The organism is Streptococcus sp. CSL10205-OR2, from assembly GCF_025660655.1.
Lineage (GTDB): Bacteria > Bacillota > Bacilli > Lactobacillales > Streptococcaceae > Streptococcus.
Genome location: NZ_JAOTIN010000009.1, coordinates 22,070 through 44,092 on the forward strand (window position 1 = coordinate 22,070; position 22,023 = coordinate 44,092).

21 protein-coding genes are annotated in these 22,023 nt (G+C 36.5%); 4 read left to right on the plus strand and 17 right to left on the minus strand.

The annotated features are described in order from the left end of the window. Positions 1–62: 62 nt before the first annotated feature. Positions 63–1,022 carry an asparaginase gene (locus N7659_RS05415; protein WP_263276190.1) on the plus strand — a complete coding sequence of 320 codons (960 nt, stop codon included), beginning with the start codon at positions 63–65 and terminating at the stop codon, positions 1,020–1,022. 67 nt (positions 1,023–1,089) lie between these two features. On the opposite strand, the gene recG is transcribed toward N7659_RS05415, so the two are convergent. The 13 genes from recG to uvrA all read right to left on the minus strand — a co-directional run bounded on the left by recG (position 1,090) and on the right by uvrA (position 15,848). Beyond that, positions 1,090–3,105: an ATP-dependent DNA helicase RecG gene (recG, locus tag N7659_RS05420; protein WP_263276191.1), complete on the minus strand. Its 2,016-nt coding sequence runs from the start codon at positions 3,103–3,105 to the stop codon at positions 1,090–1,092. A gap of 76 nt (positions 3,106–3,181) precedes the next feature. Beyond that, positions 3,182–4,285: an alanine racemase gene (gene alr, locus N7659_RS05425; RefSeq protein ID WP_263276192.1), complete on the minus strand. Its 1,104-nt coding sequence runs from the start codon at positions 4,283–4,285 to the stop codon at positions 3,182–3,184. A 1-nt stretch (position 4,286) separates the two neighbouring features. After that, complete coding sequence (gene acpS, locus N7659_RS05430; RefSeq protein WP_263276193.1) at positions 4,287–4,637, minus strand: holo-ACP synthase; 351 nt, start codon at positions 4,635–4,637, stop codon at positions 4,287–4,289. 35 nt (positions 4,638–4,672) lie between these two features. Next, positions 4,673–5,704, minus strand: coding sequence for a 3-deoxy-7-phosphoheptulonate synthase (locus N7659_RS05435; protein ID WP_263276194.1), 1,032 nt, complete (start codon positions 5,702–5,704; stop codon positions 4,673–4,675). A 151-nt stretch (positions 5,705–5,855) separates the two neighbouring features. After that, positions 5,856–8,387 (minus strand): preprotein translocase subunit SecA, encoded by a 2,532-nt coding sequence (secA, locus tag N7659_RS05440; protein WP_263276195.1) that lies wholly within the window; start codon positions 8,385–8,387, stop codon positions 5,856–5,858. A gap of 131 nt (positions 8,388–8,518) precedes the next feature. Continuing rightward, positions 8,519–8,857, minus strand: coding sequence for a hypothetical protein (locus N7659_RS05445; RefSeq protein ID WP_263276196.1), 339 nt, complete (start codon positions 8,855–8,857; stop codon positions 8,519–8,521). After that, positions 8,844–9,818: a mannose-6-phosphate isomerase, class I gene (gene manA / locus N7659_RS05450; protein WP_263276197.1), complete on the minus strand. Its 975-nt coding sequence runs from the start codon at positions 9,816–9,818 to the stop codon at positions 8,844–8,846. Before manA ends, N7659_RS05445 begins: the two co-directional genes overlap by 14 nt. A gap of 131 nt (positions 9,819–9,949) precedes the next feature. Continuing rightward, on the minus strand, positions 9,950–10,387 hold the full coding sequence (nusB, locus tag N7659_RS05455) for a transcription antitermination factor NusB (RefSeq protein WP_263276198.1): 438 nt from the start codon (positions 10,385–10,387) through the stop codon (positions 9,950–9,952). After that, positions 10,380–10,769: an Asp23/Gls24 family envelope stress response protein gene (locus N7659_RS05460; protein WP_263276199.1), complete on the minus strand. Its 390-nt coding sequence runs from the start codon at positions 10,767–10,769 to the stop codon at positions 10,380–10,382. The genes nusB and N7659_RS05460 overlap by 8 nt, the downstream gene beginning before the upstream one ends. 46 nt (positions 10,770–10,815) lie before the next feature. Further along, a complete protein-coding gene (gene efp / locus N7659_RS05465; protein ID WP_263276200.1) occupies positions 10,816–11,376 on the minus strand; it encodes an elongation factor P in 561 nt (186 codons plus the stop codon). 113 nt (positions 11,377–11,489) lie between these two features. Further along, positions 11,490–11,957, minus strand: a complete 468-nt coding sequence (locus N7659_RS05470) for a deoxycytidylate deaminase (protein WP_263276201.1) — start codon at positions 11,955–11,957, stop codon at positions 11,490–11,492. A gap of 11 nt (positions 11,958–11,968) precedes the next feature. Beyond that, the gene (locus tag N7659_RS05475) at positions 11,969–13,027 is read right to left on the minus strand and encodes a M24 family metallopeptidase (RefSeq protein WP_263276202.1); all 1,059 of its coding nucleotides are present in this window, start codon (positions 13,025–13,027) and stop codon (positions 11,969–11,971) included. Next, the gene (gene uvrA, locus N7659_RS05480; protein ID WP_263276203.1) at positions 13,011–15,848 is read right to left on the minus strand and encodes an excinuclease ABC subunit UvrA; all 2,838 of its coding nucleotides are present in this window, start codon (positions 15,846–15,848) and stop codon (positions 13,011–13,013) included. The genes N7659_RS05475 and uvrA overlap by 17 nt, the downstream gene beginning before the upstream one ends. 141 nt (positions 15,849–15,989) lie before the next feature. Here uvrA and N7659_RS05485 point away from each other — a divergent pair, with 141 nt between their 5' ends. Beyond that, positions 15,990–16,934 carry a magnesium transporter CorA family protein gene (locus N7659_RS05485; RefSeq protein WP_263276204.1) on the plus strand — a complete coding sequence of 315 codons (945 nt, stop codon included), beginning with the start codon at positions 15,990–15,992 and terminating at the stop codon, positions 16,932–16,934. Between the two features lie 24 nt (positions 16,935–16,958). Continuing rightward, on the plus strand, positions 16,959–17,618 hold the full coding sequence (locus tag N7659_RS05490; RefSeq protein WP_263276205.1) for a DUF1129 domain-containing protein: 660 nt from the start codon (positions 16,959–16,961) through the stop codon (positions 17,616–17,618). Between the two features lie 96 nt (positions 17,619–17,714). On the opposite strand, the gene nusG is transcribed toward N7659_RS05490, so the two are convergent. The 4 genes from nusG to pbp2a all read right to left on the minus strand — a co-directional run bounded on the left by nusG (position 17,715) and on the right by pbp2a (position 21,003). Then, positions 17,715–18,254 (minus strand): transcription termination/antitermination protein NusG, encoded by a 540-nt coding sequence (nusG, locus tag N7659_RS05495; RefSeq protein ID WP_263276206.1) that lies wholly within the window; start codon positions 18,252–18,254, stop codon positions 17,715–17,717. 87 nt (positions 18,255–18,341) lie between these two features. Next, positions 18,342–18,518: a preprotein translocase subunit SecE gene (gene secE / locus N7659_RS05500; protein ID WP_263276207.1), complete on the minus strand. Its 177-nt coding sequence runs from the start codon at positions 18,516–18,518 to the stop codon at positions 18,342–18,344. Positions 18,519–18,528: 10 nt separating this feature from the next. Further along, complete coding sequence (gene rpmG, locus N7659_RS05505) at positions 18,529–18,681, minus strand: 50S ribosomal protein L33 (RefSeq protein WP_263276208.1); 153 nt, start codon at positions 18,679–18,681, stop codon at positions 18,529–18,531. Positions 18,682–18,729: 48 nt separating this feature from the next. Next, a complete protein-coding gene (gene pbp2a / locus N7659_RS05510) occupies positions 18,730–21,003 on the minus strand; it encodes a penicillin-binding protein PBP2A (protein WP_263276209.1) in 2,274 nt (757 codons plus the stop codon). 128 nt (positions 21,004–21,131) lie between these two features. Here pbp2a and N7659_RS05515 point away from each other — a divergent pair, with 128 nt between their 5' ends. Beyond that, the gene (locus N7659_RS05515; protein WP_263276210.1) at positions 21,132–21,995 is read left to right on the plus strand and encodes an RluA family pseudouridine synthase; all 864 of its coding nucleotides are present in this window, start codon (positions 21,132–21,134) and stop codon (positions 21,993–21,995) included. The last annotated feature ends 28 nt before the right edge of the window (positions 21,996–22,023 follow it).

Genomic DNA, 22,023 nt, shown 5'->3' on the forward strand with positions numbered 1-22,023 from the left:
CCCTCTGTTCAGTTTTTATGCTAAAATAAGTATAGCATATTTTTTAGAAAGCTGAGATTCTTATGAAAAAAATTCTTGTGCTCCACACAGGCGGAACTATTGCTATGCATAGTGATCGTTCAGGTCACATTGTCACAAATGATAATAATCCTATGGCGAGTGTTGAGGTCAATCTTGATAATATTGAACTGACGGTTAAAAATATTTTAAATGTTCCTAGTCCTCATATCACTGTTGATCACATGCTTCTTTTATTTCGTCACATTAAAGAAGCTGATAAAAAGTTTGATGGTGTTGTTATTACTCACGGAACAGATACTCTTGAAGAAACGGCTTATTTCCTTGATACCATGGCAATTCCAAACATCCCCATTGTCTTAACTGGCGCCATGAGAAGTTCTAATGCGCTTGGTAGTGACGGTATTTATAATTACCTTTGTGCGTTAAGAGTTGCTGCCCATCCTAAAGCTTATGACAAAGGTGTTTTAGTGGTGATGAATGAAGAAATTCATGCCGCCAAATATGTCACTAAAACGCATACTACTAATGTTTCAACCTTTCAAACACCAACACATGGTCCACTTGGTATTATGATGAAAGACGATATTCTTTTCTTTAAAACAGCTGACCCGCGTGTCCGTTTTGATTTACATCATATCTCTGGTGTTGTTCCAATCATTAAAGCCTATGCAGGAATGGAAGATGATTTGATTAATCTCTTACAACCTGATGGTATTGATGGTGTTGTCGTAGAAGCATTTGGTGCTGGAAATATGCCACCCAAAGCTGCAATTGCTTTAGAGAATTTGATAAAAGGTGGAACGCCTGTTGTCCTTGTTTCTCGTTGTTTTAATGGGATTGCTGAAGCTATCTATGATTATGAAGGTGGCGGTATTCAATTATCCCAAGCAGGTGTTATGTTTGTCAAAGAATTAAATGCTCAAAAAGCCAGACTAAAATTATTAATTGCTCTTAATGCCGGCTTAACGGGAGAAGCCTTGAAAGAATACATTGAAGGTTAATATAAAATAATAAAGTAATATTAAAGCAGTAAGTGAATGACTTACTGCTTTTGTGTTGTTAATCGTTTTAATCAAATGTTTCTTGTGGTTTGAGATTAATAGCTAAAAGAGACCAGTCTGGATTTTCTTCCCAGTTGTCTTTTGACACAATTGTTTGTGCGACTTGTCTGGCTTCTTCTAAGATATGATAATCTTCTACAATATCTGCTGTTTTAAATTCTGGAAGTCCAGATTGTCTTGTACCAAAAATTTCACCTGCTCCTCTCATTTTTAAATCTTCCTCAGCAAGAACGAAACCATCTGTTGTCTCTGTCATTATTGTCATGCGTTGTTTACCATATTGAGTTTTAGGATTTGCAACCAAAATGGCATAGGATTGCTTTTCCCCACGACCAACACGACCTCTTAGCTGATGGAGTTGACTAAGCCCAAAACGATCGGCATCCATAATTATCATGATGGTGGCATTTGGAACATTGACCCCAACTTCGATAACTGTTGTTGATACCAAAATATCAATTTGATGCTTTTTAAACCCTTGCATAATGGCATCTTTTTCAGCAGTTTTCATCCTACCGTGTAAAAGAGCAACTCTTGCTTTACCAGTAAAATGATGGTCCAATTCCTCATACAAACTGACAGCATTTTTTAAATCAAGCGCTTCTGATTCTTCAATCAAGGGTGAAATAACATAGACTTGTGCTTGTTTAGCCATTTCTTTTTCCAGCCAAGTTAAAACGGTTGGTAATTGTTCGTGTTTGACCCAACGGGTAATAATTTTTTTTCTACCAGCAGGTAGTTCATCGATAATAGAAACATCCATCTCCCCAAAGGCAGTAATCGCCAAAGTTCTTGGAATAGGCGTTGCTGTCATCATTAAAACATCAGGATTATTTCCTTTTTCACGAAAAAGACGACGTTGTTTAACACCAAAACGGTGCTGTTCATCTGTTATCACAAGTCCTAATTTATGATAATTGACCGCTTCTTGAATCAAGGCATGCGTCCCAACAATCATCTCAACACTTCCATCAGCAATGGCTTTAAGCGATGCTTTTTTAGCAGCGACAGTCATTCCCGATGTTAACAGGGCAATAGTGTTTTCTGGGAACAGTTGTGATAAACTTTGAAAATGTTGTTCAGCCAGTATTTCTGTAGGTACCATCATTGCTGACTGAAAACCAGCTGTAAAAGCCGCGTACATTGCTAATCCGGCAACGACTGTTTTACCAGACCCCACATCTCCTTGCAAAAGGCGATTCATGTGTGCGCCTGAGGTCATATCAGTTAAAATGTCCGTTAATGAGTTTTCTTGAGCTTTTGTTAATTGAAAAGAGAGTTCTTTAATTTTTTGATTAACTTTTTCTTGGTTAATGGGTAAACTCAAGCCATTTGTTTCTAATTTATTTTCTTTTTTCAATACCTGTAACTGCATCTGAAAATAAAGTAATTCTTCAAATTTAATACGTCTTAAGGCTTGTCTATATTCCTCAATGTCTTTAGGAAAATGCATAGCCATAACGGCTCTTTGTCGTCCTAAAAGGCGATAACGATTGAGTAAAACATCAGGCAAATTTTCTTTAATCAAGTCTCCATAGCCTGACTCAAAGGCTATTTTTATGATTTTAATAAGCTGATATTGAGAAATCCCTTTTGCCACATGATAAACAGGTTGAAGGTCATCATCAACTTGAGCCAATAATTTCATACCAGTTAAAGAGGATTTTAACTGGTCCCACTTACCAAAAACAGCGGTTGCTTTTCCAACAGTTATTTTGTCTTGTAAATAAGGTTGATTAAAAAAATTAACGCCAATAACAGCTTCGCCTTGTCTTAGTTTAAAATGCAATCTATTTTTTTTGAAACCATAGTACTGCACATTTGGTGGGGCAACAACTGTTCCGGTAATGACTGCCTTTTCCCCATCTACCAATTCTTCTACCAAGCGACTTTTAAAATTTTCATACCTAAAAGGAAAGTATAATAAAAGGTCTTCCATGGAAAAAATACCAAGGGCATTAAATTTTTCAGCGGATTTAGGTCCCAACCCTTTAAGCACGGTAATGTTATCATTTAAGTCCACGGCTTTCCTCCATCTTCTTTCTTATTAGTAAAACAAAACTCTTGTAAATCTATTATACAAGAGTTTTTCTTTATTTTCACTCATATTCTCTAGGAATTCGCTCACTAAGTAGACATAAAACTTCATAATTAATTGTTTTTCTTTGTTGAGCTACTTGAGTTGCTGTAATGGTTTGGTCACCATCTCTACCAATTAAAGTGACTTTTGTTCCCAGTGGGTAATAGTTAGGTAAACGAATCGTCATCTGGTCCATTGACACACGTCCAACAATCTCACAAAATTCTCCGTCAACTAGAACCGAAAAACCTTGCATATCTCTAGTCCAACCATCCGCATAACCGATAGGAACCGTTCCTATCCATTCTGTTTTTTGAGCCTGATAAGTAGCACCGTAACCAACCAAGTCGCCACTATTAATCTCTTTCACATTGACCAAAGCAGATTCTAGATGAAGGGCTGGTTTTAATGGATAAGGAAGGTCTAAATCAACACCACTTGGGTTAAGACCATAAAGTGCGATTCCTATCCTGACAGCAGTCATGATACTATCTGTATGCCATAGACTGGCTGCTGAGTTAGAGGTGTGAATAATTGCTGGTTTGTCTTCTAATTGGTTGATTAATTCTTTAAAGAAAGTTAGTTGTTGCTGATACTGACTGTCATCTGTTTCATCTGCTGTTGCAAAATGAGTAAAAATACCTTCAATTCTTGCACCATATTCTTTGAGTCCTTTAATCAGTTGATTGGTTTGTTGAAGACTTCTGACACCAATTCTCCCCATCCCTGAGTCTACTTTAATATGAACGGATAGCTGAGATAAAGACAGTCCTTCTTTTTTTACCATTTCAAGCCATTCTATACTTGCAATGGTCACGACCAGATCATACTGAATAGCAACTTTTATTTCATCAGGAAGTATTGCACCTAACACTAAAATAGGTTTTTTCACTCCAGATTGACGCAGTTCTAAACCTTCATCAATATTAGAAACACAAAAGGTATCTACTTGATTTTCAATTGATTTGGCAACATTAACGGCACCATGACCATAAGCATTGGCTTTTACCACAGCAAAAAATTGTGTTTTTTGAGGGAGATGACTTTTAATAGTCTCAATATTATCACTAATTGCTTGCAAATTAATCTTAGCCCTCGTTGGCCGATGTATACTAGAAACCATCTTAATCCTCCAAAATCACACTAGCCTGCACAAAGTGACCGCTATGAGAAATACTAATAAATATCTTACCATCAAAAGGAGCTTTAGAAACATAGGGAGCTCCTTTAGCATTATTTAATACTTCAATATCTTGAAAGGTTATCTTACCTATACCTGTTCCCAACGCTTTAGCAAAAGCTTCTTTTGCTGCCCAACGTCCAGCCAAATATTCTATTTGACGCTTGCCTTTCAATTGCTGAAAAACAGCTTCCTCTTGATTGGTTAAGATCCGATTTAAAAAAGAATTATTTTTAGCATACACTTTTTGAATGGCTGATACATCTTGTAAATCAATACCGTGCCCAATAATCATAGTAACCTTCTACATTCTAACCATCATTAGAACCTTTAATCAGCTAATGTCTGGTAAATTTCTTTGACTAATTTCTCAGTTTTTTCCCAACCCAAACAAGGGTCTGTTATCGATTTGCCAAATACTTCTGGTCTATCTTGACGACCATCTTCTAGATAGGATTCAATCATAAAACCTCTAACGAATTGCTTAATCATTTCATTCCAATCACGATTTATCAGTGTTTGGCGGACAATTCTAATTTGTTCTAAATAGTCTTTTCCTGAATTATCGTGATTGGTATCAATAATTACAAAAGGGTTACTTAAATGCATCTCTTTATAGTGAGCAATCGTTTTTAACAAGCAATCATAGTAATAGTTTGGAATGTGTTCACCATGTTCATTCATTGCTCCTCTTAAAATCGCATGAACAAAAGGATTGCCATCTGTTTCAACTTCTGCATCATGATAAATAAAATTTTGTTTGTTTTGAGCAGCATAAATGCCGTTGAACATGACGTTAAGATTGCCAGAAGTCGGATTTTTCATTCCTACTGGTGTATCAATACCAGAAGCAAGAAACCTATGCTCTTGATCTTCAACAGATCTAGCACCAACAGCATGATAGGAAACAAGATCATCAATTAATTGATAGTTAGAAGTGTAGACCATTTCATCAGCAGTGGTTAATCCTGTCTCTGTAATCACACGGTAATGGAGTCTTCTAACCATTTTGATACCATTGATTAAATCTGGTAATTCTCGAAAATTGGGTTGATGAACCAAACCTTTATAGCCAGTGCCATTAGTTCTTGGTTTTGCTGTGTAGACTCGCATGACCATAAATAATTTATCTTTAACTTCTTCTTGCAGTTTTGATAAACGCTTGGCATATTCTAACACAGCCTCTTCATTATCTGATGAACAAGGTCCTATCAGTAATAATAGACGTTGGTCTTCACCTTTAATGATACTTGCTAATTCATTATCTCTTATTTGTTTTTTTCTTAAAAACGGCCCTGTCAGTGTTGTCGTTTTTTTTAATGCTTTAATATCTATTTTGCCACTTTTTTGGTGGATTCCCATATTTTTCTCCAACACATTAATTGATGTTTTTTCTGAACAAAATGTTTTTTAATGTGAGCCAACAACTTTTTAATGAAAAAGAGTCGCACCCATCAGTAGAGATGGGTTGCGAATCTTTGTCATCTTTGAAGTAACGTTAGAAAATTAACGGTTACGCTTTTTGACGTCCGTGACAATTTTTAAATTTCTTACCTGAGCCACACGGACATTTATCATTTCGTCCAACATTAGAGAAATCATATTGAGAAAGATCTTCTTTTTCTTCTGAAGTCTTAGCAGAAATATTAGCGACTGCTGTTGTTCGTGATTGGATTGGTGCTTTTTCACGCTCTTGTTCATGAATTTGTGCTTTCATCATTGTTCTTGTCACATCAAATTCAATAGCTCCAATCATTTCTTGGAACATTTTAAATCCTTCTGATTGATACTCAACAATTGGATTGTTTTGAGCGTAACCCCTCAAGCCAACAGCACTTCGTAATTGATCTAAGGCATCAATATGATCCGTCCACTTGTTATCAACAACCATTAGTAACAGTACTTTTTGGAATTCAATAACAGCTTCTTCGTCACGTAATTTCGAAATTTGTTGCTCATAAACTTTCTCAGCTCTCTCAAATAATTCTTTTTTAATATCAGCATCACTGAGGTTTTCAATATCTGACAAGGCAATCGAATCCTCAGGTAACAGACTTGTTTGAGCAAAGTTTAAGATAGCTTCTAAGGCTTGTTTTCTCTCACTTCTGCTATGACCGTCAACTGTACGCTCAATTGTCCGCTTAATCATTGCCTTGATTTCTGGCCCAAGGTCACGATTAGCTGTGATGACATCATAGCGTTGTGCATAAATAATTTCTCTTTGCTCACGCATAACATCATCGTATTGTAAGACTTGTTTACGAGTATCGTAGTTGTTTCCTTCAACACGTTTTTGAGCTGATTCCACTTGATTAGTTAACATACGAGATTTAATCACAGTGTCTTCTTCATCAAGATTCATTCGCTCAAAGAAGGCTTTAATTCTTTCTGAGCCGAAACGACGCATTAAATCATCTTCAAGAGAAAGATAAAATTGTGATTCCCCTGGATCTCCTTGACGTCCAGAACGCCCACGTAACTGATTATCGATACGACGACTTTCATGACGTTCTGTACCAATAACACAAAGACCGCCACGTTCTCTAACACCATCACCAAGCTTAATATCGGTACCACGACCAGCCATGTTGGTAGCAATTGTCACCGCTCCTCTTTGTCCAGCATTCATGATTATTTGAGCTTCTTTAGCATGGTTTTTAGCATTTAAAACTTCATGCGGAACACCTGCTTCAACAAGCATTTTTGAAAGCAAATCACTGGTTTCAACAGCAACGGTACCAACAAGAACGGGTTGCTCATTTTCATAGCGTTGTTTAACATCAGCTACTACTGCTCTAAATTTAGAACTTAGCGTTGGATAGAGTAAGTCAGAATGGTCAATACGAGCAATCGGACGGTTGGTTGGAATAGGAATAACACGCATATTGTAGATTTCGCGGAATTCATCTTCCTCAGTTTTACCGGTACCAGTCATACCAGCCAATTTTCTATACATACGAAAGAAATTTTGGTAGGTAATTGAAGCACTTGTTTTTGATTCATCTTGGATAGGCACACCTTCTTTAGCTTCAATCGCTTGGTGTAAGCCATCTGAGAAACGACGACCCTCCATGGTACGACCTGTAAATTGGTCAACAATAAGAATCTCTTCTTTTTCACTAACCACATAATCAATATCAAGTGTCATGATAAAGTTGGCACGAAGAGCATTGTCCAAGAAATGGGTTAAGGCCACGTTTTCAATGTTATAAAGATTTTCTAACTTGAAATATTCCTCTGCCTTATCAATCCCTGAATCTGATAATCCAATGGTTTTTGTTGGCACATCAATGATATAATCATCTTTTGTCAAAGTTTTGACAAAACGATCTGTCCAATCATATAATTTGTTTGTTTCAGCACTCTCAGCACCGGAAATGATGAGTGGCGTTCGTGCTTCGTCAATTAAAACTGAGTCAACCTCGTCGACTAAAGCATAATTTAGTGGACGTTGAACCATGGCTTCTTTACGGACAACCATGTTATCTCTGAGGTAGTCAAAACCAAACTCTGAGTTGGTTGAGTAGGTAATATCACAAAGATAGGCTTCACGTTTTTCAGCTGGCGACTTAGCTGCCAAGTTGATTCCAACAGATAGTCCTAACCAGCTATATAATTCACCCATTTCTGTCGCATCACGCACAGAAAGGTATTCGTTGACTGTAACAACATGCACGCCTTCTCCAGAAAGAGCATTTAAATAAACAGGCATAGTCGCTGTCAAGGTTTTACCTTCACCGGTTCTCATCTCAGCCACATCACCGTGATGTAGGACAATCCCACCCATGATTTGCACATGATATGGAAATAGACCTAAAACACGTTTTGAAGCTTCACGAACAACCGCAAAAGCTTCTGGAAGTAATTCATCAAGTGTTTCTCCCTTTTGATAGCGTTCCTTAAATTCTTCTGTTTTAGCTTTTAAGGCATCATCAGAAAGTGCTGCCATTTCATTTTCATAGTTTTCAACTTTTTTTGCAATTCTATCTAATTTTTTTAATTCACCGTTATCATTTTCAATGATTTTACGTATAATATTTGCCATTATCTTTCCTTTCGATACACTTATCGGTTTATTTTATCATATTAATCACTCTATTTCAAGAATTGAAGGTAATGAAAAGACTTATTTTAATTCAAGAGATTTTTGAGAATAGCATTTAAAAAACGAAGCCACTAGAGCTCCGTTTTTTTATTAGTTTTTTCAGAATAAAAAGCATAAAAATCATCAATTAAACGTTTAAATTCCTTCTGAAAAAATAATTCATTCTCCTCATCAAAAAAGAGGGTCTTAATAGGATTCGTTTCATAGTCAACATAAGAGATAAAATCTACTTTTGTGCCATCGTAACTAAATTTCAGCATGGGATGAGGTGTGTTTTCACCACAAAATCCTGGCACTGAAATCGTTAAACTATAGATATTATCACCGTGTGATTTTAGGCGATAATAGCTACCCTGATGGTAATGGCGTTCATCACTACAATAGTTTAAAATAGTATCAAGCTTTTTCACTAGGCAAATCCTCTTCATTACTATAGCTAGCAATGATTTCTAATTGTTCTCCACTAAATGTCCATTCTTTAACCGGATAAGGCAAAATAAAATGATCACCTTTTTGAATAGGGTAAGTGTCTCCATCAATTATAAGGTTACCCTTACCTGATAGTACACTAAGCAGATAATAAGGTGCTACTTGCTTAAAAGTCACAGAACCATCAATTTCCCATTTATAAACAGTAAAGAATTTATCATCCACCAAAAGTATTGATGTTAATTGATCAGTCTTTAAAGTGATAGGATGACTATTTTTAGGCTCTCCAATGGTTAAAACATCAATTGATTGTTTTAAATGCAGTTCTCTTTTTTGACCATTGTTATCTTTGCGGTCAAAATCATAAACACGATAAGTCGTATCACTTGATTGTTGTGTTTCTAAAATCATGATACCTTTACCAATCGCATGCATAGTCCCACTTGGAACATGAAAAAAGTCTCCTGCTTTAACAGGTATTTTAGTCAACAAATCATTCCATTTTTTATCAGCAATCATTTGAGCTAGTTCTTCTTTACTCTTGGCATTGTGACCATAGATAATTTCTGCTCCTTCATCTGCTGAAATGATATACCAACATTCTGTTTTACCTAATTCTCCCTCATGAGCCATACCATACTCATTATCTGGATGGACCTGAACACTTAACCAATCATTAGCATCAAGAATTTTAGTTAGTAAGGGAAAAACAGGACTTTTGGGTTGACCAAATAAATCAGGTTCATTTTGATATAAATTGTCAAGTCTTTGACCTGCATAGCGACCATTTTTGACGATTGAAACACCATTAGGATGAGCTGAAATTGCCCAATACTCTCCTGTTTGGTCACTAGGAATATTATAGCCAAAGATATCTCTTAACTTAGAACCACCCCATATTTTTTCTTGCATAACGGATTCTAAAAATAACGGTTCTGCCATAGTCTCTCCTTCTTTCTCTTTTTTTACGATTTTAACACAAAATAGCAAAAATAAAAAGAAGAGACAGTAGTGTCACTTCTTTTTCAAGAAGAAAATGGCAAATACTTCATAGTATAAACCATTTTTAGTTCTTATTTGTCGTCTGTCATAAATTGATTTAAAAGACCATTAATAAATTTACTTGATGTGACATCAGAATACTTTTTTGCCAGTTCAATAGCTTCATTGATAGCTACTCTATCAGGAGTATCTTCAAAAAAACGAATTTCATACAAACCCAGACGTAGGATAATTTTATCCGTTTTTGTCAGACGAGAGAGAGTCCAGCCAGTTTTTAGTTTTTCTTCAATCATCTGATCAAGTTGTGATTGTTTATCAACCACTCCCTTAACAAGAGAAATAAGATAGCTTGGAATTTCTTGTTGGCCGTCATCTGTTTCTTGTTCTTTATCATAGGTGTAAGTAAACGAAATGGCGTCATCAATATTATCACCATATTCTAAGCTAAAAAGAGCTTGGAAGGCACGTTCTCGTAAATCTCTTCTAGAATCTTTAATACTATTAGTCATCTAAGAAATCCTCATCAAACAAGGACTTCATATCAGGCTTAGGTGTTTTTTCAGTCACTATACCAACAATATGCACGTTAACTTGAGAGATTGTGATTTCTGCCATATCATATATCGCATCTTTAACTGCTTTTTGTATAGCCATAGCCACTGATGGGGCATTGACACCATACTGCAGGTAGACAAAAAGATCAGCAATCACATCACCATTTTCTTCTGTTTTAAGGTAGACACCACGTCCTCTGTGCGCTTTGTTAAATGTGTCTGCTACTTTTTTATTGTGAAGGGAGTGAACACCATCAACTTTTGTAGCAGCAATACCTGTAATCACTTCAAGCACGCGCGGAGAAATAACGATTTCCCCAATTGATTCATTTGTCATAGATTTGTCCTTTCAAATATCTGTCACTTCTCTTTGCCTAATAGGATTAAGCACGAGATACGTATGACCCTTCGGCAGTGTTGATGATTAATTTTTGACCCACTTCAATAAAGTCAGGAACGTTAACCACTAAACCTGTTTCTAATGTTGCTGGTTTTCCAGAACCAGTTACTGTTGCACCTTTAATCGATGGTTGTGTCTCAGTAACTGTTAACTCAACTGTTGTTGGAACTGTCACACCAATCACTTCTGTTCCATAAAATTGGATTTTCACTTCAGCATTTTCAAGAATATATTTCAATTCGTCTTCAACATTTGCCACTGGTATTTCATACTGATCGTAGCTGTCTGTATCCATAAAGTAAGCTGTGCCATCCATTTGATAGAGATATTGTGCTGGGTGTGTTTCAATAATGGCTTGTTCGAATTTTTCTTCTGGACGATAGCTAGTATCAAAAGTTGAGCCAGTACGAACGTCACGCAATTTCATACGCATAATGGTATTGCCTTTTCCTGGTTTATGGTGACTAGCTTCTAATACTTTAATCAATTTTCCATCAGCTGTTTCAAATGTCATTCCTGCTTTAAGCTTACTTGCTTCAATCATTTTTTTACCTCTTATTAATTATATTTATCATCTCATTTTATCATAAAATCGCCTTTGTCTCAAATTTTTACGGCAATATTTTATTAGCAATCATTTTGACTTGTTTTATTTTGCTATTTTTCTTTAGTATCATCCCCCAAAGTTAATTTGGGCACACCATGTTCTACATACTCCACACCTTTTTGCGCCATTAATTCTTTAGCAAAAGCATGTGGATTGTAAGGCGTTTTATAGGTGATTTTTTTAATACCTGCTTGTAAAAGAGCCTTTGTGCAATTGATACAAGGGAAATGAGTGACGTAGATTTCTGTATTATCAGTTGAAATACCTTCTTTAGCACACTGAATTAAAGCATTCATTTCAGCATGAACAGTCCTGATACAATGGCCGTCTTCCATTTGATGACCGACCTCACTACAATTTGATGTTTCTGAGACGCCACCATTGTAGCCAGTTGCAATAATACGATTGTTTTTTACCAAAACAGCTCCAACATAAGCTCTATCACAAGTAGAGCGTTTTGAGATGAGTTCAGCATTGGCCATAAAGTAATCTTGCCAAGTTAAACGATTTTCTGCCATCACTTTTCCTCCTACAAAACAATTAATTCTTTGGGAGCATTTGTTAGCACTTCGCACCCTGTTTCAGTAATCAATAAATCATCTTCAATACGAACACCATATTTCCCTTCAAGGTATATGCCTGGCTCATCAGTAATGACCATACCAGCTTTTAATGTCTTGTCACTTTTACCAAAGAAAGGCAGTTCATGCACATCTAAGCCCATGCCATGACCAATACCATGGGTAAAGTATGGTCCATAGCCTGCTTTTGTAATCACATCTCTTGCAATGCCATCATAATCTTGATAGCTAAGACCTGCCTTTGCTTTTTTAATCAATTGTTGATTGCTTTGGTAAACCACGTCATAAATGGCACGTTCTTCATCACTCACCTGACCAATATGAATGGTTCTTGTCATATCACTAACATAGTGCTGATAAATACAACCAAAGTCAAGGGTTAAGGTTTCGCCGTTTTCAATCACCTTTTGACTAGCAACACCGTGTGGCATAGAGGAGCGATAGCCGGAGGCAACAATAGTTTCAAAAGATATCCCAGAAGCCCCCAATTCGCGCATCCGAAAATCAAGAAAGTTAGCAACTTCAAGTTCTGTTTTACCTGGTTTAATAAAATCAAGGGCATCAACAAAGGCTTGATCAGAAATCTGACAAGCTTTTCTAATCAAAGCAATCTCGCTCGCATCCTTGATAATACGTAATTTCTCAATGAAATTAGTTAGAGGCAATAACTCGTAAGCTGAAAAAAGCTCTTTAATCGTTTGATAAAAGGCGAAAGAAACTTGCTTATCAAACCCAATTTGCTTGATGTTGCTACCTTCAATCATTTTTACGATTTCTGTTAGTGCCGAGCGTGTTTCAATAATCTCAAAGCCTTTAATCGTTTGCTTAGCAATCAAAGCATATCTAGCATCCGTCAAAAAGAGACGATGATTTTGACTGATAAAAACTGTCCCAGCAGATCCCCAAAAACCAGTTAAATAGTAAATGTTTTTTTGACCAGTCACAAGAATAGCATCGACATTAGCTTGTGCTAATTTGGCTTCCAGTTTTTTAACTCTCTCTTCCATATAATTTCTCCTTCAAATAATGGCCTGTATAAGAAGAGGCAACTGTTGCAATTTCCTCTGGAGTACCTGTTGCAATAACGGTACCTCCACCATCACCACCTTCTGGGCCTAAATCAATAATGTGATCAGCTGTTTTAATAACATCAAGATTATGTTCGATGACTAACACAGTGTTTCCTTCTTCAACAAAATGTTCAAGAACTTTTAAGAGTCGTGCGATATCGTCGGTATGAAGGCCAGTCGTTGGTTCATCAAGAATATAAAAACTCTTTCCAGTTGAACGCTTATGTAATTCACTAGCTAGTTTCATCCGTTGTGCTTCACCACCTGATAGAGTGGTTGCTGGCTGTCCTAGGGTAATATAGCCTAGACCTACATCTTGAATAGTTTTCACCTTTCTAGCAATTTTAGGAATATTGGCAAAAAAATCAACCGCATCATCAACCGTCATGTCTAGGACATCAGCAATATTTTTATCCTTGTAGCGAATATCGAGTGTTTCACTGTTGTAACGTTTGCCATGACAGACCTCACACGGCACATAAACATCTGGGAGAAAGTGCATTTCAATCTTAATAATCCCATCACCTGAGCAGGCCTCACAACGACCACCTTTAACGTTAAAGCTGAAACGTCCTTTTTTATAACCTCTGATTTTTGCCTCATTGGTTTTTGCAAATAATTCTCTAATATCGTCAAATACACCAGTATAAGTGGCTGGGTTGGACCTTGGTGTTCTTCCTATCGGGCTTTGATTGATGTCAATCAAGCGCTCGATTTGTGAAATTCCCGAAATGGTCTTGTGTTTTCCTGGTTTATCAGAATGACGATTTAATTTTTGAGCGATAGCTTTTTTGAGAATACTATTGACTAGGGTGGACTTCCCAGAACCAGAAACACCAGTTACGGCAATGAATTTTCCTAACGGAAATCTGACAGAGATATTTTTTAAATTGTTTTCACTGGCACCAGTCACTTCGATGAATTGACCGTTCCCTGAACGTCTCGTTTGAGGAACTGGAATCTTCTTTTTACCTGAAAGGTATTGCCCTGTAATTGATTTTCTCTTTTTGGCGACTTGTTTGGGTGTTCCTGAGGCAACAATTTCACCACCAAATGCGCCAGCACCTGGTCCGACATCAATCAGCCAATCGGCTTGTTTCATCGTGTCTTCATCATGTTCAACCACGATTAAAGTGTTACCCAAATCCCGCATTTTTTTGAGGCTATCAATCAAACGATCGTTATCTCTTTGGTGAAGACCAATAGAAGGCTCATCAAGCACATACAAGACACCACTTAGGTTAGAGCCAATTTGAGTGGCCAGTCGAATCCTTTGACTTTCACCACCCGATAAGGTGCCGGCAGAACGCGACAAGGTCAAGTAATTAAGTCCAACATTATTTAAAAAGGTCAGTCTATCAGTGATTTCTTTGAGAATGGGCTTTGCAATCATCGCCTCATTAGTTTCTAACTGTAGGGTTGGTAGAACGGCCAAATGATTTTCAATTGATAAGTCGGATAACTCACCAATATGATAACCACTTTCTCCCCCAACTCTCACTGACAAGGCTTGGTCATTTAAGCGATAGCCATGACAAACAGAACAAGGCAGTTCATTCATATAAGAACGCATCTGATTTCTCGTGTAATCACTATTGGTTTCATGATAGCGTCGGTTAATATTGGTTAAAATACCTTCAAAAGCAATAGTAATATCACGGACGCCACCAAATTCATTTTCATAGTGAAAATGAAACTCACGACCATTTGACCCATTTAAAATGATATCTTTGTCCTCTTCTGACAAAGCTTCAAATGGTGTATCCATATCGATACCAAACTGAGTCATTGCTTGTTCAAGCATTTGCGGATAATAGTTTGATGAAATCGGGTTCCAAGGAGCAATCGCCCCTTCTCTCAAACTTTTTTGGGGATCTGGAACTACCAAATCCATATCAACGATTAGTTTGTGTCCCAAACCATCACATGTTGAACAAGACCCAAATGGGGCATTAAATGAAAAGAGACGTGGCTCTAATTCTGGTACTGTAAAACCACAAATGGCACAGGCATAGTGCTCTGAAAAGAGCAACTCATTTCCATCCATCGTATCAATAACCACATAACCATCAGAAAAATGAAGCGTTGATTCAACCGAATCAAATAAACGACTTCTGATCCCTTCTTTGTTAACTAAGCGATCGACAACCACTTCAATAGTATGTTTTTTATTTTTAGATAACTCGGGGACATCATCAATATCATGAATTTCGCCATTAACCCTTACTCTCACATAACCGTTTCTTTGAATCTGGTTAAAGACTGTCTTGTGTTGTCCTTTTTTTCCTCTAATCACGGGAGCAAGAATTTGCATGCGCGTCTTTTCAGGTAAGGATAAGACCTTATCAACAATTTCTTCAACAGAAGATGCCTTAATAGGCCCATGCCCATTTTTACAATAAGGTGTTCCAACTCTTGCATAGAGAAGCCTTAAATAATCATTGATTTCTGTGACTGTTCCAACTGTCGATCTTGGATTTTTACTGGTTGTTTTTTGGTCAATCGAAATAGCTGGACTAAGGCCATCAATAGAGTCAACATCAGGTTTATCCATATTACCAAGGAATTGTCTAGCATAGGCAGACAAACTCTCCACGTAACGTCTTTGCCCTTCAGCATAGATGGTATCAAAAGCTAGACTAGATTTACCAGAACCCGAAAGACCAGTCACCACGACAAATTTGTCTCTTGGGATTTCAACATCGATATTCTTTAAGTTATGGGCTCGTGCCCCTCGAATAATTAATTTATTTTGCATGATTTGACTCTCTTTCATCTCACAATGCGTTTAAATCGCATTGTCTTTATTATAACAAAATTTCTATTAATCAGTTACCCACAAAATTGATAATTTGTAGTATAATAGTACAATACACGAAAACATTAAGGAGGGCTACTGATGAAACAAATGTTTCTTTCACGAGCAACACATTTTGAAGAAATTCAAACATTTGAGCCAGGTGCTTGGATTAATTTGGTAAACCCCTCCCAGGAAGAATCTATCAGTTTAGCCGAAACCTTCAACATCGATATTGCCGATTTACGCGCACCTCTTGATGCGGAAGAAACTTCTCGTGTGTCAGTTGAAGACGACTACACCCTTATTTTGGTCGACGTCCCAACCTATGAAGAACGTAATAACAAAACCTACTATGTCACTATTCCTTTGGGTATTATTATTACTAAAACGGCTGTTATCACAACTTGTTTAGAAGAATTAACACTCTTTGATAATTTTTTTAATAAACGTGTCAAAAACTTCAATACCTTTATGAAAACACGTTTTGTTTTCCAGATTTTATATCGCAATGCTGAACTTTATCTATCAGCCTTAAGAACAATTGACCGTCAAACAGACCGTATCGAAGCTAGATTAGAACGTGCCACAAGAAATGAACAATTGATTGACATGATGGAACTTGAAAAATCCATTGTCTATCTGAAAGCGTCTTTAAAATTTAATGAACGAATTGTCAAAAAATTAGCTAGTCATAATAGTAGTTTGAAAAAATATGTTGAAGACGAAGATCTGTTAGAAGATACCTTAATTGAAACACAACAGGCGATTGAGATGGCAGGGATTTATGAAAATGTCCTTAATGCCATGACAGAAACCACAGCTTCAATTATTTCCAACAACCAAAATACAATTATGAAAACTCTTGCCTTGATGACAATGGCACTGGATATTCCAACAGTGGTCTTTTCGGCCTACGGGATGAACTTTAAAGATAATAACCTACCTTTAAATGACATGCCACAAGCTTTTTGGTTAATTGTTTTATTAGCAGCGATTGGTAGTGCTTCCGTTGTTATTTACTTTTTCAGGAAAAAATGGTTCTAATAGACAGATACAGGAGAAAAACACATGCAAATGCTTAATGACCTTACTAAAAAAAATCAAGAATTTATCCATATCGCAACCAATCAATTGATTAAAGATGGTAAAAATGATGAGGAAATCAAAACAATTCTAGAAGACATCATTCCTCAAATATTAGAACAACAAAAAAAAGGGGTTCCTGCCAGAACATTTCTAGGAGCCCCAACAACTTGGGCTAGCCAGTTTAGTGATGAGGCATTACAAAAAGAAAAAGAAACCGCCGCAAAAAATACCAATCCTTGGTTAATGTGGCTAGATACCTCCCTTTTATTTATTGCTATCGTTGCCTTTGTTAATGCTGTTATGAATCTTGTTAACCCTGCAGCTGCAACAACTGGTATTTTATCACTCATCCTCCTTGGATTTGGTGGTGGTGGTGCCATGTATGCCGTCTACCATAATATTTATCGTCATACAGGAAAACCCAAATCACAACGACCTAGCTTTTTAAAAACAATTGGTATTTTAACACTAGCTATGGCACTTTGGCTCTTAGTTTCAGCTTCATCAAGCTTTTTACCAACAAGTATTAACATTCCTCTACCTTTTATGGGACTTTTAATCGTTGCAGCTATTGCTTTTGGTGCCCGTTATTATCTCCAAAAGAAATACAATGTCTTAAATGCGATGACACCTCAACGCTAATAATCTCCTAAGAGTGATTAAAATAGAAGTCTAAAAGGATGACCTAGGTCATCCTTTTTTATGTTATGTTATTTCAATTCAATACCTTATCCGTCATTAGAGTTCAGCAATTTGATACAATTCTAATTCTGCTGCTGTCTCAGTCCCAAACATATTGAGCATGATTTTAACTTTGTTATTTTCAATTTCAACCACACGACCTTCTTGACCCATAAAGGCACCGTCAATAATTTGAACCATATCGCCTTCTTTGATATTGGTATCAATGACATCAACAGATTGTCCCATCGAAATCAAGATGGCTCTAATTTCTTCTTCAAGAAGTGGTGTTGGTTTTGAACGGTTACCATGTGAACCAACAAACCCTGTAACATTTGGTGTGTTACGAACAACAAACCAAGCCTCATCCGTCATAACCATTTCCACTAAAACATAACCTGGAAAACGGTTTTCTTCAATTTCTTTGGTTTGACCATTTTTTTCAACATTAACAGTCTGTGTTGGAATTTCAACACGTAAAATATTTTCAAGCATGTTGTATGTTTGTGCTCGTTGTAATAAATTCTCTTTTACTTTATTTTCATATCCTGAATAAGTTTGTAATACAAACCATCCTTTGTCAAAACTATCTAACATAGTGTTTCCTTTCATAATAAAAAAGCCGAAATCGGCTTTTTGTTTGTTGTTTTTTATTATATCACAAAAGCCTAGAGGGTTGCAAATCTAAAATCGACTTAATAAATCTAATATCCCTAAAGAAAGTAGATGGTCAAAAATAAATATGATTAGTGCAAAAAAGGCTGTGTATTCTAAAATAGAAATAAAATCATGCCAACGTTTTTTTCTATTTGGCCATGTTGTTTCTTTTAGTAATGTGAAAATACCTTTAATAAACGTCACGAGAGTCTCCTTATCTGGTTTCTTTATGTAGTGTGTAACGGCCACAATGTTTACAAAATTTATTAACCTCTAGTCTTGTTGTTTTTGGTGTAGAACTTATTGTTATCGAATAATTCCTTGAACCACAGTCAACACAAGCTAGACTTGCTTTTTTTTGAGTCATAACGCCTCCGTAGATTTCATTTTATCATTATTTCATCATTCGCGCAAGTTATCTGAAGTAATCTACGATATCTTGCCATGTGTCTTGAACACGCTCAATAATACCTGACTCATCAACAGCACTTCTGATATTTTTAGCAGCTTCTTGAACTGATTCTTGCAAGCTATCAATGATACCTTGAGACTGTTCTTCAATTTCTGTATTGGTTACAGCAGAAATACCATTTTCCTCATAGGTACTATTTTCACTAAAGGCTGTTCCTTCAGTATAAGGCAAGATATAGCTGGCCTGCACACTAAAAATAGTCGAGGCGGTTCCTGCACTTGAATCAGTCAGATAATGATTTTCATCAGGTTTATCAAAACCAATCCATTGACTGATGACAACGTCTGGTGTATACCCAATAACCCATTGATCTGTTGCTAAATCAGGATTAAAATCTGCTTCTGTTGTTCCTGTTTTTCCGGCTAACGTATAGCCATAGACATTAGCATTAACACCCGTACCATTTGAAAAGGTTCCAAGCATCATACTGGTCATTTTTTTGGCTTCTGATTGACTTAATACCTTGGTTGAAGTTGGTTTAAACTCTTTTAAAACGGTACCACTAGCTGTTTCGATTCTCGTGATGAGATGAGCTTTTGGCATGACACCGTTATTGGCAAAAGCAGCATAAGCTTGAGCCATTTCTAATGGGTTTGTTGATACACCTGACCCAAGTGCAACCCCTAATTCTTTCTTGGTTTTTGATAAATTCAAGCCAAATTTTTCACCGTAAGAGAAGGCCTTATTAATACCTAATTCTTTAACTGTATAAACAGCAGGAATATTATAGGAATTAGCTAAAGCTTGATACATTGGCACAGACTCTGATTCAAAACCTCCATAATTATGAGGGGTATAGCCATCAAAATCTTGCACCATATTAGGTAATTCCCTTTCAGGTTGCCAACCAGAAGCAATAGCAGGTGAATAAACCACTAAAGGTTTAATAGTTGAAGCTGGGCTTCTTTGTGCTTGTGTGGCATAATTAAAACTTCTAAAAATTGTTTCTTCTGAGCTATTAACACGACCAACAAGTCCACGCACACCACCATCTTTAGGATCAAGAGCAACACTAGCTCCTTGAACACTTGTGCCATCGACGTAAGAAATCGGAAACAAATCATCATTGTTAAAAGTTTCTTGCATCCCAATTTGATAATTTTGATCCAAGGCGGTATAAATTTTATAGCCATTATTAACGATATCTTTCTCACTTAAACCGTATTCTTCAATGGCTTCATTAATAACTGCATCAAAGTAAGACGGATATTTATAATCATCAACTTTACCAGCATAGGTATCGCTGAGACGCTCTTCTATGTTAACAGCCATATACTCATCAGCAACACTTTGTTCTATTTTTCCTGCATCAACCATCGCTTGAAGGACTGTGTTACGACGATTAGTCGCATTTTCAATCGAATAATAAGGATTGTAGATTTCTGGTCCTTTTAACATACCAGCAAGAGTTGCTGCTTCATCAAGACTCAACTGACTGGCTGAGACACCAAAATATTTCTGGCTGGCATCCTCAACACCCCAAACACCATTTCCAAAATAAGAATTGTTAAGATACATGGTTAAAATATCATCTTTACTGTATTTTTTTGTCAATTCAAGTGCTAAGAAAAATTCACGCGCCTTACGTTTAATGGTTTGGTCTTGTGTGAGATAAGCATTTTTTGCCAGTTGCTGAGTGATGGTTGAACCACCTCCTGAACGACCTAGTGTTAAAACAGCAAGAAGTGTTCTTTGGAAATTAATACCATTATTTTCATAAAAACTTCTATCCTCAGTAGCAATGACAGCCATCTCTAAATCATCACTAATGGCATCAAGTTCAACATAACTCCCTTTTTGCCCCGATAGAGTCCCTGCATATTCTCCTTCACGGTCATAGATAACGGTTGTTGCTCTAAGAGCACTTTGAAGGTCAGAAACATTGGCTGTTTTAGCAAGGTAAAACAAGTAGCCACTAATCAGTAAAATCAGAGTTGAAAAAATGATAATCATTATTTTTGTCAGGTTATAGCGACGCCAAAACTTTCTAATCGGATTATTAGGCGACAACTGAAAGCGGTGGAAAAATCCTTTTGGCTTCGACTCTTTATGTGAGACGGGATTGCTACGTTGATAAGAGCTTCTCCTTTCAAAAGACTCGTTTGTTGGGAGCTCCTCGTCTTCGTCAATTATTTTTTCTTCTGTTGTTTCTTCATCCGTTAATACTTGTTCATCGTCTGGAAAAAACTTTTTCTTTAATACATCTAAAATAGTCATACCCACATTATAGCAATTTCTAGGAAAATCGTCATAATAAAATTGTTTCTACTCTTTTTTGATGATAAGAATCATTTTTCAACTAAGCTTACTTATGAAAAATATTTAGAAGATGGTATAATAAAACTATGACTATGAAAATATCATTTAAAAACCACTATGGTAAAGTGACGGTCAAAGAACTGTTAGAAGAAAAATGCTTAATTCCTAGGAAAATTCGTCATTTTTTACGAATGAAAAAACATGTTTTCGTCAATGGTAAATCTGTTCATTGGCAAGAATGGGTTGAAAAAGAAGATCACGTTCTTTTATGGTTTGATGAAGAGGATTATCCTGAAAAAACGATTCCCTTCGGGCAAAAAGAGCTTGTTGATTGTCTTTATGAAGACGAGCATCTTATTATCGTTAATAAACCTGAAGGAATGAAAACTCATGGTAATGAACCTACTGAAATAGCCCTTCTCAATCATGTTTCTGCCTTTGTTGGACAAACGTGTTATGTTGTTCATCGTCTTGATATGGAAACGAGTGGGCTTGTCATGTTTGCTAAAAATCCTTTTATCCTACCAATTTTAAATCGTTTATTAGAACAAAAAAAGATAAAACGAGACTATCTGGCACTTGTTTGCAATCATTTTCCACAAACGACAATGACATTTAAGGATAAGATAGGGCGCCACAGACACGATAGACGAAAACGAGTGGTTGATGAACGAAATGGACGAACAGCTCTAACAACGGTTGAACCTCTTCAATATTTTCCCAAAACAACACTTGTTAGATGTCAATTGGAAACGGGAAGAACCCATCAAATTAGAGTTCACCTCGCCCATCATCACTATCCAATCGTTGGTGATCCCTTGTATCGTCCAAATCAGCCATATTCTCGCTTAATGCTTCATGCTTATCAACTGGATTTTAGACATCCTTTAACCCTTAAGACAATTAGTATCAAAAGTGACTCAGAAACCTTTCAAAAAGGACTTGCCTAGGCAAGTCCTTTTGGTTTCGTCTAATAAC

What these genes read in the sequence shown, in the direction of transcription:
- N7659_RS05485 (WP_263276204.1), top strand. Translation starts at nt 15,990, where the DNA reads ATGAAACAAATGTTTCTTTCACGAGCAACACATTTTGAAGAAATTCAA.
- manA (WP_263276197.1), bottom strand. Translation starts at nt 9,818, where the DNA reads ATGGCAGAACCGTTATTTTTAGAATCCGTTATGCAAGAAAAAATATGG.
- N7659_RS05470 (WP_263276201.1), bottom strand. Translation starts at nt 11,957, where the DNA reads ATGGCAGAAAATCGTTTAACTTGGCAAGATTACTTTATGGCCAATGCT.
- N7659_RS05415 (WP_263276190.1), top strand. Translation starts at nt 63, where the DNA reads ATGAAAAAAATTCTTGTGCTCCACACAGGCGGAACTATTGCTATGCAT.
- rpmG (WP_263276208.1), bottom strand. Translation starts at nt 18,681, where the DNA reads ATGACTCAAAAAAAAGCAAGTCTAGCTTGTGTTGACTGTGGTTCAAGG.
- secA (WP_263276195.1), bottom strand. Translation starts at nt 8,387, where the DNA reads ATGGCAAATATTATACGTAAAATCATTGAAAATGATAACGGTGAATTA.
- N7659_RS05460 (WP_263276199.1), bottom strand. Translation starts at nt 10,769, where the DNA reads ATGACAAATGAATCAATTGGGGAAATCGTTATTTCTCCGCGCGTGCTT.
- N7659_RS05475 (WP_263276202.1), bottom strand. Translation starts at nt 13,027, where the DNA reads ATGGAAGAGAGAGTTAAAAAACTGGAAGCCAAATTAGCACAAGCTAAT.
- pbp2a (WP_263276209.1), bottom strand. Translation starts at nt 21,003, where the DNA reads ATGACTATTTTAGATGTATTAAAGAAAAAGTTTTTTCCAGACGATGAA.
- nusB (WP_263276198.1), bottom strand. Translation starts at nt 10,387, where the DNA reads ATGACTAATAGTATTAAAGATTCTAGAAGAGATTTACGAGAACGTGCC.
- uvrA (WP_263276203.1), bottom strand. Translation starts at nt 15,848, where the DNA reads ATGCAAAATAAATTAATTATTCGAGGGGCACGAGCCCATAACTTAAAG.
- N7659_RS05515 (WP_263276210.1), top strand. Translation starts at nt 21,132, where the DNA reads ATGACTATGAAAATATCATTTAAAAACCACTATGGTAAAGTGACGGTC.
- N7659_RS05490 (WP_263276205.1), top strand. Translation starts at nt 16,959, where the DNA reads ATGCAAATGCTTAATGACCTTACTAAAAAAAATCAAGAATTTATCCAT.
- efp (WP_263276200.1), bottom strand. Translation starts at nt 11,376, where the DNA reads ATGATTGAAGCAAGTAAGCTTAAAGCAGGAATGACATTTGAAACAGCT.
- N7659_RS05435 (WP_263276194.1), bottom strand. Translation starts at nt 5,704, where the DNA reads ATGGGAATCCACCAAAAAAGTGGCAAAATAGATATTAAAGCATTAAAA.
- alr (WP_263276192.1), bottom strand. Translation starts at nt 4,285, where the DNA reads ATGGTTTCTAGTATACATCGGCCAACGAGGGCTAAGATTAATTTGCAA.
- acpS (WP_263276193.1), bottom strand. Translation starts at nt 4,637, where the DNA reads ATGATTATTGGGCACGGTATTGATTTACAAGATGTATCAGCCATTCAA.
- nusG (WP_263276206.1), bottom strand. Translation starts at nt 18,254, where the DNA reads ATGTTAGATAGTTTTGACAAAGGATGGTTTGTATTACAAACTTATTCA.